This is a genomic window from Ruminococcus sp. 8Y-12 (genome assembly GCF_058119865.1).
Genome location: NZ_CM176623.1, coordinates 4,772,853 through 4,788,552, shown reverse-complemented (window position 1 = coordinate 4,788,552; position 15,700 = coordinate 4,772,853). Strand labels below are relative to the sequence as shown.

The following is a 15,700-nucleotide window of genomic DNA, read 5'->3' as shown; positions in this document are numbered from 1 at the left end:
GGTCATTTTTCAAAAATGACCCGGTCAAAATTGAAAAATGACCCGGTCGAAATTGGTTTTACAAAGATTTTACAATTGCCTGACTACAATTATTTTTTATGTGTGTAAAATGAAGAAAAAAAGGAAATCAATTTTTTGTAGTTTTACTACAGGAGGAAAAATGGACCGGTCAGAAGAACTTTCTTTTGTTATTAAGAGCAAATATGCGTCTCTGCGCTCATCTGAGAAAAAAACAGCGGATTTTGTATTGAATCATATGAGGGAGTCAGGGCACCTGCCGTTGGATGAGCTGGCGAAACAGGCGGGAGTAAGCCAGCCAACGGTGCTGCGCTTTATCCGCGCCATTGGATTCCGGGGAATGAAGGAGTTTAAATATGCCATTGCCGCACAGGAAGCCATGCAGGAGGGGCGGTTCCACTTCGGCCTGTATGGTTTTCCGCTTCTTTCGGAGGATACAGTGGAGGACATTCCGGCCAAGGCCATTGCCACCTGCATGGAGATGCTGGAGAGTACATTAAAGTGCATCTCAACCGATGTGTTTGCCCAGGTGGTAGCTGCGATCAAAGGAGGAAGGAGAATAGATGTCTATGGGGTGGAAAACTCCGGCTCTCCGGCCAGTGATCTGGCAACCAAGCTGCTCTATCTGGGGCTGGACTGCCGGTACTATGGAGACTACTATCTGCAGCGGATCTGCGCTGGCAGTTTGACAGAGGAGGATGTGGCAATCGGAATCTCCTACTCCGGATGTTCAAGGGATACGGTGGATGTGATGAGAATCGCCAGACAGAGGGGGGCCGCCACGATTGTAATCACGAACTTCAGGGACTCCCTGATTGGGAAGTATGCGGATTTCTCCCTTTGCACAACCCATGAACAGTTTATGCACGGGGACGCGATTTTTTCCCGGACTTCGCAGACAGCGATCGTGGACATGATCTACATGGGGGTTCTGACCAGCGACTACGACCGGTACGCAGCGCGGCTGGACGAAAACAGCCGTATTATACGGGATAAGGCATACGGGAAAGAGAATAAATAGGGTACTGTGAATGCAGGAGGTAAAAATGTAGAAAAACTACAGGTTTACCTCCTGTTTTTTGTGCTTGTTTTACAAGGAGTTTACACACTTTTGAAATGGATTTTATTGTTATTTAAAAACGCAGTTGCTATAATGGCGGTGTTTCGGGGAAATGAATTGATTGAATGAAAGGAGTCAGACACATGCTGAGACTGGAACATATCAGAAAGTCTTTTGGAAACACCACTGTGCTTAAAGACATCAGTCTGGAGATTGAGGACGGAGAGATTGTGTCTATACTGGGGCCGTCAGGGTGCGGCAAGACAACCCTGCTGAATTTGATTTTGGGGCTGACCGGCGCGGATGACGGCAGAATTATTTACAATGATACGGATATTACCTTCCTTCCTATGGAGGAGAGAGGCTTTAACATTGTTTTTCAGGACTACGCTCTTTTTCCAAATCTGAATGTCTATAAGAATATCACCTATGGACTGAAAAATAAACCTCTGATCTCATCAAAGGAGGAAGTTGAGGAGATGATTGGGCTTTTGGGTCTGGAGGAACACCTGGAGAAAAAGATTGAACAGCTCTCCGGCGGTCAAAAGCAGAGGGTGGCTCTGGCCAGAACCCTGGTGATGAAGCCCAGAATTTTGCTTTTGGATGAACCCCTGAGCGCCCTGGATGGTGTGATTAAAGAATCCATCAAGGAGCGGATTAAAACCATTGCGAGGGAATACCATCTCACCACCATTATCGTTACCCATGATCCGGAGGAGGCCCTCACCTTGTCGGATAAGGTGCTGATTGTGAATGAGGGCAGCATTTCCCAGTACGGAAGGCCGGAGGAAATCATTACAGCGCCGGGAAATGAGTTTGTGAGACAGTTTATTTTAAATCAGCTGGAGATCAAGAGAAACAATATCTATTCTCTTTTTATGGCACAGGCGGTGTGAAAGGATGAAGTGGAAAATTAAAAATACGGAGATAAAGGTGATTTTCACAATAATCCTGGTAGTATTTGCCGTTTTTCTGGCAATGCCTGTGGTGCAGCTGCTATTTAAGTCATTCCAGGGGGAGGCAGGCGTTTCACTGAAGAATTACTTGGATGTGTACCAAAGCAGGGGATTCGCTAAGGCGCTCAGGAACAGTTTCTGTATAGCGGGAATCAGCTCTCTGGTAACCACAGCAGCAGCCTTTTTGCTGTCTTACACCATCCACTATACAAATGCGCCCAAAGCTTTGAAGAGATTTATACGGGGGGCGGCTCTTATCCCCATGCTTTTGCCAACGATTACATACGGCTTTGCCATTATCTACTCTTTTGGAAAGCAGGGTCTGCTGACCCGGCTGCTGGGGGGACAGCCATTTGAGATTTACGGTTTTAATGGACTGCTGCTGGGATATGTGATTTATACCCTGCCCATCTCTTTTATGCTGATTCACAATACCATGCTCTATATTGACAAGAAGTATATGATTGTGTCCAGAGTGATGGGGGATGGAGCAGTCAGAGGATTTTTGACTACAGTAGTGCGTCCTCTTTTGGGAACTCTGGCGGCATCCTTTGTACAGTGCTTTTTTCTGAGCTTTACGGATTTTGGCATTCCAGCCTCTGTGGGAGGGGAATATGAAGTGGTTGCCTCTGTGCTGTACAACGAGATGCTGGGCAGTGTGCCTGACTTTGGACGCGGTTCAGTAGTGGCTGTGACCATGCTGATTCCCTCTGTTGTAAGCATCGGCGTGCTCCGCTATTTGGAGCGCTACAATATCCGATACACCAAAATAACAACGGTGGAACTGAAGAAAAGTCCTGTGCGGGATATCAGCTGCGCTAGTTTCAGCGTGTTGCTAATTTTGGGGATGCTCTCCATATTTGCGGTGATATTTGTCATCCCCTTTGTTTCAGAATGGCCTTATGACCTGCACTTTACCTGGGACAACATAAAAAATGTGTTCAGCGATGGAGGGCTGCTGGCAGTGTATGAAAATTCCCTTCTCGTAGCTTTTTTAACAGCTGGACTTGGAACTTTGGCGGCCTATGGAGCAGCCCTGGTTACAGCCAGAAGTACACTGGGGGATAAGGGGAAAGGGATGGTGGACGCAATTGCCCTGGTGACAAATACGATCCCCGGAATGGTGATCGGACTGGCATTTTTGTTTGCCTTTTCGGGTACTGATTTTCAAAACACCTTTTTCCTCATTATTATATGCAATATCGTACACTTCTTTTCAACCCCGTATCTCATGATGAAGAATTCCCTCTCAAAGATGAATTCATCCTGGGAGACAACGGCTATGCTCATGGGGGACAGCTGGATCAAGACCATTGTAAGAGTGGTGACGCCCAATGCGGTGTCGAGCATTCTGGAGGTGTTCAGTTACTATTTCGTGAACGCTATGGTGACAATCAGCGCAGTAATCTTTATTGCAGGTGCCAGAACTATGGTAATCACAACAAAAATAAAGGAATTACAGCACTATGCCAAGTTTAATGAGATTTTTGTGCTGTCTCTGCTGATATTATTTACAAATCTGGCAGCAAAGGCTTTGTTTGGCCTTTTCACAAATAAGAAAGCAAAAAAGGAGAAAAAAAGATGAGAAAAACAATTATGTTACTGGCAATCGGAATACTGCTTACGGGGAGTCTTGTACTCACCGGATGTCAAGGAAAAAAGGACCAGGTTGTAATCTACTCCAATGCGGATGACGAGGCCATGACTGCCATGAAGAATGCGCTGGATCAAAATGGCTATAAAGATCAGTATCTTCTCCAGTCCTTTGGCACCTCGGAGCTGGGCGGCAAACTCATGGCGGAGGGAACGAATGTTGAGGCGGATCTGATTACCATGAGTTCTTTTTATATAGAAAGCGCCCAGGAACAAAATACGATGTTTTTGGATCTGGATTTTTCTCCGAAGACACTTGCTGGGTATCCGGCCTATTATACGCCTATCACTGCTCAGGAGGGGGCAATTATTGTAAATACGGAGCTGATGGCTGAGAAGAATCTGCCCATGCCCGGTTCCATCCAGGATTTAGCGAAGCCGGAGTATAAGGACATGATTTCAGTGACAGATATATCCTCATCCTCAACTGCATGGCTGCTTATACAGGCTCTTGTGAGTGAGTACGGGGAGGATGAGGCAAAGAATATTCTGTCCCGTATCTATGAGAATGCAGGCCCCCACATCGAGGATTCCGGTTCCGGCCCCATTAAAAAGGTGCGCGCCGGTGAGGTTGCCATTGGTTTTGGACTGAGACATCAGGCTGTGGCAGACAAGGCTGAGGGGATTCCTATTGATTATGTGGACCCTGCAGAGGGGAATTTTACGCTCACTGAGTCAGTGGCAGTGGTGGACAAAGGCGCAAAGACAAATGAGCTGGCAATGCGCATGGCAGAGTGCATCATTGAGAACGGGAGAGAGGAGCTGCTGAGTACCTATCCAATCCCCATCTATGAAGGTGAAAATGCGGATGAGGCCAATCAGTCAGCAAATCCAAAAGTATTTCCAGAGCCGCTCACAGCAGAGCTTTTGAAAAAACACCAGGAGCTGTCGGAGAGCTGCAAACCACAATGAAATATGGAATAAAACAAATTGGAGGCGAAACAGAGAATGAACAACTATAAACTTTTAACCCCAGGCCCATTGACAACAACCGATACAGTAAAACAGGAGATGATGTTTGATCACTGTACCTGGGATGATGATTACAAGCAGATTACACAGAAGATACGCAGAGAACTTTTAGAATTGGCAAAAGTCAGCAGTGAAACCTACACAGCAGTGCTGATGCAGGGGAGCGGCAGCTTTGGGGTGGAGTCTGTACTCACAAGCGTGGTAGGTGAGAAGGACAGGCTGTTGATTGTGGCAAACGGAGCTTACGGTGAGCGGATGGCGGACATTGCAGAGCATGCCAAGCTGAATTATGTGGTGTATAACCAGGTGTATGATCAGATTCCTGATCCGGAGAAAGTGGCTGAAATCTTAAAAGGGGACACCGCAATTACTCATGTGGCCATGGTGCACAGCGAGACGACTTCCGGCATACTAAATGACATTGAAAGTGTTGGAAGAGTGGTGAAGGAAGCAGGGTGTACTTTTATTGTGGATGCTATGAGCAGCTTTGGCGGTGTGGAAATTCCGGTGGAAGACTGGGGAATTGACTTTATTATCAGCAGCGCCAACAAGTGCATCCAGGGTGTGCCTGGTTTCTCCTTTATCATAGCAAGGAGGGATAAACTGGAGGAAAGCGCCGGAAAAGCCAGAAGTCTGGCACTGGACCTGTATGATCAGTGGAAGACTATGGAGGTGGACGGGAAATGGAGGTTTACCTCCCCCACCCATGTGGTATTGGCGTTTTCAAAAGCCATGGAGGAGCTTAAGGCAGAGGGGGGCATTTCTGCCAGGAGCAGAAGATATTTTGACAATAACCGGTTGTTGATCGCCAAAATGCAGGAGATGGGTATCCAGACGTATATTCCTTTAAAGAATCAGGGACCAATCATTACCACCTTTTACTATCCAAAGCAGCACAGCTTCTCCTTTCAGAAGATGTACCAGTACATAAAAGAGAGGGGATATGCCATTTATCCTGGTAAGGTTACGACTTCCGATACCTTTCGGGTGGGCAATATCGGGGAGATATACCGGGAGGACATTGAGAAGCTATGTGAGATTATGAGAGAATTTTGGAGGAAAACAGGAAATGAGAAAGACAGAGGCTGTCATTTTTGATTGGGCAGGAACCACGGTTGACTACGGATGTTTTGCGCCGGTGCAGGCCTTTGCCGAGGTGTTTAAGCACTTTGGGATTGTCCCCACAATGGAAGAAGTGCGAAAGCCAATGGGGATGCTGAAGATTGACCATATACGGACCATGCTGCAGATGGAACGGATACAGGAGTTGTGGAGAAAACAATGGGGCAGGAATTCCGGCGAGGAGGACGTTCTTGCCATGTACCAGATGTTTGAGGTAAAGCTGATGGGAATCCTGGACCAGTATGCCGATCCCAAACCGCACGTGCTGGAAACGGTGGAGGAGCTGAGAAACCGGGGCGTAAAGATTGGTTCCACCACAGGATATACGGATGATATGATGCAGATCGTTACCAGAAATGCCAAAAAAGCGGGATATGAACCGGATGCCTGGTTCAGCCCGGATTCCACTGGAAAGATGGGGAGGCCGTACCCTTATATGATTTTTAAAAATATGGAAGTGCTGAAAGTCAGTGCAGTGGAGAGCGTAGTAAAGGTTGGGGACACGGTTTCCGATATCCGGGAAGGGAAAAATGCGGGGGTGCGTACCATCGGTGTTGTTGAGGGAAGTTCAGAGATGGGGATGACGTGCAAGGAGTATGAGGCGTTGACAGAAGAGGCACGGCTGGTTGAGATAGAGAGGGTTGAAAACATCTATCGGAAGGCTGGGGCGGATCATGTGATACTCAACCTGGGAGAACTGCCCGATATCCTATAATTTCCCATTTCGACCGGGTCATTTTTCAAAAATGACCCGGTCGAAATGGGGAAAATTCTTAAATTTCTATAAAGTGGATTGAAGGACAAAGGCGTATAGTGGTATACTTCTTTATCATATTTAAATTTGAGGAGGATATTACTACAATGGACGCAGGTGACCCTGGCGGGAATCAGATTTTATTTCAATTACTTTTCTTAGTTTTTCTTACCTTAATAAACGCTTTTTTTGCGGGAGCAGAAATGGCCGTGGTTTCTGTTAACAAGAACAAGATTAAGAAGCTTGCAGATGACGGAAACAAGAAGGCGATTCTGATTCTGAGTTTATTTGAGGATTCTACAAAATTTTTATCCACCATTCAGGTGGCCATCACTCTGGCGGGATTTTTCTCCAGTGCCTCAGCGGCGACGGGTATCTCTCAGGTTTTCGGAGCGTGGATGGGCAAGTATTCCATTCCTTACAGCAATACGATTGCAGTGGTGGTGGTGACGATTATCTTATCTTATTTTACCCTGGTATTCGGCGAACTGGTACCCAAGCGTGTGGCTTTGCAGAAGGCGGAGCAATTCAGCCTTTTTGTTGTGACGCCCATCTATGGGATTTCAAAGGTGCTGTCCCCCTTTATCAAGCTGCTTTCCCTATCTACCAACGGATTTCTGCATCTCATCGGCATGAAGACGGAGAATCTGGAGGAAGCGGTTACGGAGGAGGAGATCAAGGCAATGCTGGAGACCGGCAGCGAGGCCGGCGTGTTTAATGATATTGAGAAGGAGATGATCAATTCTATTTTCTCCTTTGATGATAAGATTGCAAGAGACATTATGGTGCCCCGCAGGGAGGTTTTTGCGGTGGACATTGAGGAGCCTTTCGGGGACCAGATCGATGGGATATTGGAATCCAGGCATTCCAGGGTGCCAGTGTATGAGGGCAGCATTGACAATATCATCGGAGTCCTGCATATGAAGGACTTCCTTATTGAGATGCGGAAAACCGCATATTCCCAGATGGATCTGAGAAAGATGATCAAAGAGCCCTACTGTGTACCGGACAGCAAAAACACGGATGAGCTGTTTCGGGAAATGCAGCGCACAAGAAACAGGATGGCTATTTTGATTGATGAATACGGCGGATTTTCCGGAATTGTTACCATCGAAGACTTGGTGGAGGAGATCATGGGAGAGCTGACCGACGAACACGAGCCTGTGGTGGAGGAGATTGTCAAGCTGGATGAGCACACGTATCAGCTGGACGGCAGCGTTCTGGTGGAGGACTTAAATGAGAAACTGCACCTGAAGCTTCAGACAGAGAACTATGACACCCTGTCCGGATATCTGATTGAGAAACTGGACTACATTCCGGCGGACGAGAAGGTGGAGCCTATACTGGTGGGGAACAGCGAGTTTACTTTACTGGAGGTGAAGGACAAACGCATCCGGAAGGTGAGACTGCACATAGCAGAAAAGTAGTGAGGGGGGAGAAAAGATGTACCGGATACTGATTGTGGAGGATGACGAGGTCATTGCCGGGACGGTGAGGCAGCAGATGGAGAACTGGGGGTATGAGGCCAGATGCGTGGAAGACTTTAAAAATGTCATGAGTGAGTTTGGAGAGTTTGACCCTCAGATGGTGCTGATGGATATCTCACTCCCCTTCTTTAACGGATATCACTGGTGTACGCAGATTCGCCAGATATCCAAGGTTCCGGTGATTTTTATCTCATCCACTTCCGACAATATGAATATCGTAATGGCTGTCAATATGGGAGGGGATGACTTTATAGCAAAACCCTTTGACCTGAATGTGCTCATGGCCAAGGTTCAGGCCATGCTGCGCAGAACCTACGACTTTGCGGGACAGACCCATCTGATGGAGCACAGAGGCGCCATACTGAACACATCGGACGCCACTATGACCTATCAGGGCCAGAAGGTGGAACTTACAAAAAATGAATATAAAATCCTGCAGATTTTGATGGAGAATAAGGGGACTGCGGTGAGCAGGGATCTGATAATGACCAGACTGTGGGAGACAGACAGCTTTGTGGACGACAACACCCTGACCGTCAATGTGACACGGCTTCGCAGAAAGCTGGAGGAGGCAGGGCTGTCAGGCTTTATTGTGACCAAAAAGGGAATTGGGTATATGGTGGAGGCGTGAGCGCTATGATTGTTCAGTATCTCAGGAAGAACAGGAGGCACCTGGCAGCGGGAATGCTCTGCTGCGTCATTTTCGGGGTGGTCTTTTATTTATATAATCTGCCGGGGGAAATCATACTGTATGCCAGCCTGTTAAGTGCCGTGGCAGCTGGAATGATTGGAATTCCCGGCTATCTGAAGTTTCGCGCAAGGGTGAAAGCCCTCCGGGAGATGAGAGAAAGGGTACAGCTGACTATGGAAAATCTGCCTGAGGCGGATAATCAGGTGGAGGAGTCCTACCAGGAGCTGATGGAGATTTTGTACAAGGCAAAATGTGAGGCAGACAATGAGGTGGCGGTTCGCTATACAGAAATGCTGGACTACTACACCATGTGGGCACATCAGATCAAGACGCCCATCGCGGCCATGCGCCTGCTGCTCCAGACAGAAAATACGCTTCAGAGCGAGGAACTGGGGGAACAGCTCTTTAAGATTGAACAGTATGTGGAAATGGTTTTGCAGTATTTGAGAATGGACAACATGAACTCAGACCTGCTGATCCGCCAGTACTCACTGGACAAGATCGTAAAGCAGGCTGTGCGCAAATATGCAAAGTCGTTTATACGAAGAAAAATCAGCCTGGACTATGAGGAACTGAGGTGCCGTGTCATCACAGATGAAAAATGGCTGGTCTTTGTCATAGAGCAGCTTCTTTCCAATGCAATCAAATATACCAGGTCCGGCAAAATATCCATCTATATGGCGCCCAGAAGAGAGAAGACCCTGGTGATTGAGGATACAGGGATCGGTATCCAGGGGGAGGACCTGCCCAGAATCTTTGAAAAGGGATACACAGGTTACAACGGAAGGACAGACAAAAAGTCCACGGGCATTGGACTTTACCTTTGTAAATCCATTGTGACGAAGCTGAATCACTCCATTTGGATTGAGTCAGAACCCGGAGAGGGAACCAGGGTCTATCTGGATCTCAAATCTGCAAAACTGCAGGTTGACTAAGACAGCAGAGTTACGGTTCACACGTTCACAGTAACAACAGCAGAAAAAAAGCCTTTCATAAAAGTGTTGACTCTTACGCATGGTAATAGTGTAGTATAAGTATCAGAGATCAGGTTTTAGAGAACTCCTACGCCGGCAGAGAAAAGAAAATCTGAACTCAACATTGAAGGAAGGTGAATGGTCGTGATGACTGTAAAACAAGTATCCATACTGACAGGGGCAAGCGTGCGGGCCCTGCAGTTCTATGACAATATCGGTTTGCTCAAGCCCACAAAGACGACAGAGGCCGGATACCGGATGTATGATGAGCAGGCGGTAGCATCGCTTCAGGAGATTTTATTTTACAAGGAGCTGGACTTTACCTTAAGAGAGATAAAAGAGATTTTAGACAATCCTCAAATTGACCGGATGGCAGCATTGACAAGACAGCGTGAACAGATCATGCGAAAGCGTGACCGGTTGAATGAATTGTTGGAAAGATTGGACAAAGAGATCGGAGGAGAGAACAGTATGGAAGAGAAAGACTTTGACGTGGAAGAGTATATTCAGGCCCTGGAACAATTTAAAAGTACACACAGGGATGAGATTGTGAAACAACTGGGAAGCATGGAAAGCTTTGAGGAGATGATCACACAGCTGAAAGGGCAGGAACAGGAAATTGCCCGGATGGCTCTGAAGCAGTTTGGCAGTGTGGGGCGTTTTGTAGAAGCTATGAAGAACAATCTGGGTGATTTTTTGGATAAGGGCTCTCCCATCTCCCCTTCAGAGGTGGGCGGCCTGATGGAAAGGACAGAGGATATCACGAGAAGGCTCACATCCGATCTGTCCAGAGATCCCTCGTGCCTGAGTGTGCAGGAGCTGGTTGATGAGATGGTATCATTTGCCAACGAATGCAACAGGGGCATTGATATGGGAGAAAATTACTGGGGAGTCATGGCTGACAATTATCTCTCCAACCCCATATATATTGAAGTGATGGATAAGAAGTATGGGGTTGGCGCTGCCAAATTCATCGGAACTGCATTAAAAGTGTATTTGGAACGGAAATAGGATATAAGAAATGGAAAAAGAGACCTTGTCTGGTAACAGGCAAGGTCTCAAAACATACCCGCAAAGCAATAAAAAGTTATCAGAAGCATACAGTCGTATGAGAAAATAATTCTTTTCTATAACGGTTACACATCCTCTATAAGGATAAACTCTACTACATCTCCAATATTACAATCCAGCATAATGCAGATATCATGTAGTGTATTCAGAGTAATACTGTTGTTTTTTCTTAAACTGTCCAGTGTCCCGGTTGAAAAATGATAATCATTGATCAGTTGATACTGGGTTATTCCTTTGCTTTCCAGAGTATTCCAAAATGGTTTATAGCTAATAATGGAAATCACATCCTCTCAAAGCAATTATAGGAAAAAATTGGCAATTGAACATTACCGGATATCTGGCTATAATAGTAATATACAAAAGGAGGTGAGTAAATGCAAAGTATAGGATGGCAAGAGGCAGAGAAAGAAAAAATTTTATTTCTCTCTCTTTGTTCCGAGAAGGATGCGAAAAAGATCCTGAATATGGAGGAGATGACATGGAAGGACTTTGAGCGCATTCATTATCTGGTGACAAAGGTAGGATTAGAAAAACTATCTTATGAGATGCACAAGCGGTTTGAACTGCAGGAGGCGGAATTGATTGAAAATATTGTGCAGGGGGAGCCGGACGGTTATCCGGAGGAAAAAGCAGCCCTGTATGAAGAGTGGCTAGAAGAGTTTTGTGAGAACATAAGAAATGAAAATCTAAAACTGTATTATAAAGAGAAATTCGACAAGATCCGATAGTGAGCATTTTCACATCTCTGAAGGTGGCTGTACTCTGTTAGATTACCGAGCGAGGATTGAAACAATTGTGACGTTTTTGTAAGGTTATAACAGAATATTGTAAGCAGTACCCATGGAAGTAAAGGGATAAGATCTGTTATACTTATCTCACAAACAGGGAAGTAAAAAAGATTCCCAGGGTGAAGATTAAGTATGAGGAGGCAGTGAAAATGTCTATATTGGAAGTTCACAACTTGAAAAAGGTATACATCACGAGATTCGGAGGAAACCACGTCCAGGCACTGACCAACGTATCCTTCTCCGTGGAGGATGGAGAGTATGTGGCCATCATGGGAGAGTCGGGTTCTGGTAAAACCACTCTCCTGAATATTCTGGCTGCTCTGGACAAACCCACCAGCGGGGAGGTGCTCTTAAACGGAAAGAGCATTGTCTCAATTAAGGAAAAGGAAATCTCCGCATTCCGCAGAGATAATCTGGGATTTGTGTTTCAGGATTTCAATCTGCTGGACACCTTTTCACTGAAGGACAACATCTTTCTTCCGCTTGTGCTGGCCGGAGAAAAATATGAGCAAATGAACGCCAAGCTGGAGCCGCTGGCCCGCAAGCTGGGCATCGGGGATATCCTGGCAAAATATCCCTATGAGGTTTCGGGCGGGCAGAAGCAGAGGGCGGCAGTGGCCAGAGCCCTGATCACAGACCCCAAACTGGTGCTGGCGGATGAGCCCACAGGAGCTTTGGACTCCAGGGCTACAGAAGGTCTGCTTCGGGTCTTCAATGAAGTGAACGCGGAAGGGCAGACCATTCTCATGGTAACCCACAGTGTAAAGGCAGCCAGTCACGCGGGACGCGTACTGTTTATCAAGGATGGGGAAGTCTTCCACCAGATCTACCGGGCAAATATGACGGAAGAGGAGATGTACCAGAAGATTTCCGATACCCTGACCGTGATTGCGACAGGTGGTGATCAGAATGAGTAAAGTCTTTTATCCCAAGCTGGCCGCCAGCAATATAAAGAAAAATGCCAAGACATATGTTCCCTACATTTTGACCTGTACCCTGACCATAATGATGTACTATATCATACGGGGCCTGGGAATGAACAGCTCTGTGGAGGAGATGCACGGAGGCCAGGATATCATTATGATTATGGGTCTTGGAAGCTGGGTTATCATAATATTTTCTGTTATCTTTTTGTTTTACACCAACAGCTTTCTGATCAAGAGGAGAAAAAAGGAATTTGGACTGTTCAATATCCTGGGTATGGAAAAACGCCACCTGGGTAGAGTGGTTTTCTGGGAGACTTTATTCTCCGGCGGTTTCAGCCTTCTGGCGGGAATTGCCTCAGGTATCCTTTTTTCACATCTGGTATATCTGCTCTTGATGAAAATGCTGAGGTTTCCGGTGAGTCTGGGGTTTGAGATAGCACCCAAGGCCATAGGGGAGTGCCTGTTCCTGTTTGCAGGGATTTTTCTGCTGAACTATCTGAACACTTTGAGGCAGATTCACCTCTCTAACCCCATTGAACTTCTCAAGGGTTCCAATGTGGGTGAGAAAGAACCTAAGACAAAGTGGATCATAGCACTTGTGGGTTTTCTGTGTCTGGGAGTGGGTTATTATATAGCAGCAACCGTAACCTCTCCGCTGGATGCCATGCTGCTTTTCTTCGGGGCGGTCATTCTGGTGATCATTGGCACCTATTGTCTCTTTACAGCGGGAAGTATACTGATTTTAAAGATATTGCGCAAAAACAAGAGATACTATTACCAGCCAAAGCATTTTACTACCATCTCCGGTATGATGTACCGAATGAAACAGAATGCGGCCGGATTGGCCAGTATCTGTGTGCTCTCCACAGGCGTATTGATCCTGATATCAACCACACTCAGCCTGTATCTGGGACTGGAGGATTCGTTGCGATGGCGTTATCCGAGAAATATTGGCGTAAACCAGTATAATGTAACGGATGAGTCCAGGAAGGCCATTGATTCCATGGTCAATGATGTGATCAGCGAATACGGGATTGAGACAGAGAATGTCATCAATTACCGCAGCCAGGGATTTACCCTGGCGCAGGATGGAAACCATTTCTACGGTGTGAATCAGTCCTACACCGGAATGGATTTGGGCGATGAAATGCCCACGTCCCTCACCTTCATCCTTCTGGAGGACTATAACCGTCTGGAGGGCAGGGAGGAGCAGTTGGCCCCGGATGAGGTGCTGGTCTACTGTGCAAAGGGGGAGACACTGAATGGAGAGATCCAGATTCAGGACACATCCTGCAAGATTAAAGAGAACCTGAGTGAGGAGGTCATCCCCATGGGGATGGGCACCCTGCTTACAGATGCCTACTGTATTGTAGTGCCGGACCAGGCATTTTTGGAAAGGGTTACTAAGCAGATCGAAGTCCCGGGGGAGTTAAAGGACCGGCTCAGTGAGATGAGTTATTACTATGGGTTTGATACTACTGCAGATGAAGACACGCAGATCCGTCTCCAAAAAGAGTTGTCTGCCAGAATGGAGCAGGAGGGCCTGACAGGATACGCGGATGGTGTGGCTGCCGGAAAAAACAGCTTCTATATTATGGACGGGGGACTTCTCTTCCTGGGGATCTTCCTGGGACTGCTGTTTGTGATGGCGACCATACTGATCATCTACTATAAACAGATTTCAGAGGGGTATGATGACCGGGAGAGGTACCAGATCATGAAGAAGGTAGGAATGAGCAAAAAGGAAGTGCGCCAGTCCATCCGCAGCCAGGTACTGAGTGTATTTTTCCTGCCGCTCTTGATGGCGGGTGTACACATTGCCTTTGCCTTCAATATCATCAACCGGCTGCTCATGATATTTAACCTCTACAACACTAAGCTCTTTATGGCCTGTACAGGCGGAACCATCGTTGTATTTGCGCTGGGGTATACCTTGATCTACTCCATGACAGCTAAGACCTATTATAAGATTGTAAGCTGACGGGTCCCGTGGACTGACGCGCGATAAAGGTGGGGCGTAGCTCCAGGCGGCTGATGGACACACCGTGCATCAGGCCGTCCAGCAACAAAAATGCGCTTTTTCCCAGGTCCAGGCGGTTTTGCCGCACAGTGGTCAGCGGTGGCGCCAGATACCGGGCAAGTGGCAGATCATCAAAGCCAGTGACGCTCACATCCTCCGGCACCCGCACTCTGGCGGCGGTGAGGGCACGGATCACGCCTGAGGCAATGTAGTCACTGGCGCAGACGATTGCCGTGGCACCCTGCTCCAGAAAGCGCGAAACGTATTCTGGGGCAGTGTCCCGGTGAAAATCCCCGTAGGCAATCAGCTCATCCCGCCATTTGAGCTGGTTGCACCACATAAAATGCTTAAAGGCGTCAAAACGGCGGACCGTGATCAGCGAATCCGGGTTTCCGCAGAGCACCGCAATTTCTCTGTGCCCCAGGGCAGCCAGGTGATTGACAATATGTTTCATTCCCTCAAAGTTGTCAGTTCCCACATAGCCGACCCTGGGGTTATTTTCAATGTAATTGTCCAAGAGAACAGTGGGGACTTTGGTGTTGTGCAGCTGTCTGAGATAGTCATCGTGCAGCTCAAAGCCCAGCAGGAACGCACCCACGTATTTATTTTTCAGCATAAAGGTATCATAGGGCTCACCGGTCTGCATGGAAAGGCCGGCCGGGATGATATCCACCTGGCAGCCTTTTAGAGCTGCAGTCTGTTCAAAGCCGGCAATGATTTCATATCCAAATTGATCTACATTATCATAATTCATATTTTCCACCAAAATACAGATTTTCCCGGGTGTTTTTCCCTGCATGCTCTTGGGCTTGTATCCCAGCTCCACCGCGGTATCCAGTACTGCCTGCCTGGTGGATTCGCTGATATCACTGGCGCCGTTGAGTCCCTTTGACACCGTACCCGGAGAAATACCCAGTTGTCTGGCAATATCTCGGATTGTAGCCATAAATTTTCCTCCTGATGTACTTTTTTGTTATTGTCACCCAGGTCTGAGCATTTACTGCTCAGACCGTGAGAAAATGATTCAAGGGTGCATAAATCCCATCGCCGAAGGCGATTTTGCATGGATTTATGCATGTTACTGTGCGTGTGAACAGTAACACATTTTTTTCCTAAAAGGAGAAATACTATATTGACAATATAGCACAGGAATGGTAAGATCGCAATGTAATTTCGAAAATTTTCGAAACAAATCTGCGCTCTCTATA

At 47.0% G+C, this 15,700-nt stretch carries 15 protein-coding genes; 13 read left to right on the top strand and 2 right to left on the bottom strand.

Going from position 1 to position 15,700, the window contains the following annotated elements; translation table 11 throughout:
* Positions 1–160 precede the first annotated feature (160 nt).
* The 10 genes from AC0THY_RS19440 (at position 161) to AC0THY_RS19395 (ending at position 10,698) form a co-directional block, all read left to right on the top strand.
* The gene (locus AC0THY_RS19440) at positions 161–1,039 is read left to right on the top strand and encodes a MurR/RpiR family transcriptional regulator (protein ID WP_489992235.1); all 879 of its coding nucleotides are present in this window, start codon (positions 161–163) and stop codon (positions 1,037–1,039) included.
* A gap of 182 nt (positions 1,040–1,221) precedes the next feature.
* A complete protein-coding gene (locus tag AC0THY_RS19435; protein WP_489992234.1) occupies positions 1,222–1,974 on the top strand; it encodes an ABC transporter ATP-binding protein in 753 nt (250 codons plus the stop codon).
* A gap of 4 nt (positions 1,975–1,978) precedes the next feature.
* Positions 1,979–3,619 (top strand): ABC transporter permease subunit, encoded by a 1,641-nt coding sequence (locus AC0THY_RS19430; protein ID WP_489992233.1) that lies wholly within the window; start codon positions 1,979–1,981, stop codon positions 3,617–3,619.
* Positions 3,616–4,599, top strand: a complete 984-nt coding sequence (locus tag AC0THY_RS19425; RefSeq protein WP_489992232.1) for an extracellular solute-binding protein — start codon at positions 3,616–3,618, stop codon at positions 4,597–4,599. Before AC0THY_RS19430 ends, AC0THY_RS19425 begins: the two co-directional genes overlap by 4 nt.
* Positions 4,600–4,635: 36 nt before the next feature.
* Positions 4,636–5,757, top strand: coding sequence for a 2-aminoethylphosphonate--pyruvate transaminase (locus tag AC0THY_RS19420; protein ID WP_489992231.1), 1,122 nt, complete (start codon positions 4,636–4,638; stop codon positions 5,755–5,757).
* Positions 5,729–6,496, top strand: a complete 768-nt coding sequence (phnX, locus tag AC0THY_RS19415; RefSeq protein WP_489992230.1) for a phosphonoacetaldehyde hydrolase — start codon at positions 5,729–5,731, stop codon at positions 6,494–6,496. Before AC0THY_RS19420 ends, phnX begins: the two co-directional genes overlap by 29 nt.
* Positions 6,497–6,642: 146 nt before the next feature.
* Positions 6,643–7,962, top strand: coding sequence for a hemolysin family protein (locus AC0THY_RS19410; RefSeq protein WP_489992229.1), 1,320 nt, complete (start codon positions 6,643–6,645; stop codon positions 7,960–7,962).
* 16 nt (positions 7,963–7,978) lie between these two features.
* Positions 7,979–8,653, top strand: coding sequence for a response regulator transcription factor (locus AC0THY_RS19405; protein ID WP_489992228.1), 675 nt, complete (start codon positions 7,979–7,981; stop codon positions 8,651–8,653).
* A gap of 5 nt (positions 8,654–8,658) precedes the next feature.
* Positions 8,659–9,648: an ATP-binding protein gene (locus tag AC0THY_RS19400; protein ID WP_489992227.1), complete on the top strand. Its 990-nt coding sequence runs from the start codon at positions 8,659–8,661 to the stop codon at positions 9,646–9,648.
* 186 nt (positions 9,649–9,834) lie between these two features.
* Positions 9,835–10,698 (top strand): MerR family transcriptional regulator, encoded by an 864-nt coding sequence (locus AC0THY_RS19395; RefSeq protein ID WP_489992226.1) that lies wholly within the window; start codon positions 9,835–9,837, stop codon positions 10,696–10,698.
* A gap of 125 nt (positions 10,699–10,823) precedes the next feature.
* Here the strand turns inward: AC0THY_RS19395 and AC0THY_RS19390 are convergent, their stop codons facing one another.
* Positions 10,824–11,042 (bottom strand): helix-turn-helix domain-containing protein, encoded by a 219-nt coding sequence (locus AC0THY_RS19390; RefSeq protein WP_489992225.1) that lies wholly within the window; start codon positions 11,040–11,042, stop codon positions 10,824–10,826.
* 90 nt (positions 11,043–11,132) lie between these two features.
* On the opposite strand from AC0THY_RS19390, the gene AC0THY_RS19385 reads away from it, so the two are divergent.
* From AC0THY_RS19385 to AC0THY_RS19375, 3 genes are all read left to right on the top strand, one after another.
* Positions 11,133–11,486, top strand: a complete 354-nt coding sequence (locus AC0THY_RS19385) for a hypothetical protein (protein WP_489992224.1) — start codon at positions 11,133–11,135, stop codon at positions 11,484–11,486.
* Between the two features lie 209 nt (positions 11,487–11,695).
* Positions 11,696–12,463: an ABC transporter ATP-binding protein gene (locus AC0THY_RS19380; RefSeq protein ID WP_489992223.1), complete on the top strand. Its 768-nt coding sequence runs from the start codon at positions 11,696–11,698 to the stop codon at positions 12,461–12,463.
* Complete coding sequence (locus tag AC0THY_RS19375; RefSeq protein WP_489992222.1) at positions 12,456–14,453, top strand: FtsX-like permease family protein; 1,998 nt, start codon at positions 12,456–12,458, stop codon at positions 14,451–14,453. Before AC0THY_RS19380 ends, AC0THY_RS19375 begins: the two co-directional genes overlap by 8 nt.
* On the opposite strand, the gene AC0THY_RS19370 is transcribed toward AC0THY_RS19375, so the two are convergent.
* Entirely contained in the window at positions 14,425–15,438 is a 1,014-nt protein-coding gene (locus AC0THY_RS19370; protein ID WP_489992221.1) for a LacI family DNA-binding transcriptional regulator, read from the bottom strand. The genes AC0THY_RS19375 and AC0THY_RS19370 overlap by 29 nt on opposite strands.
* Positions 15,439–15,700: the final 262 nt, after the last annotated feature.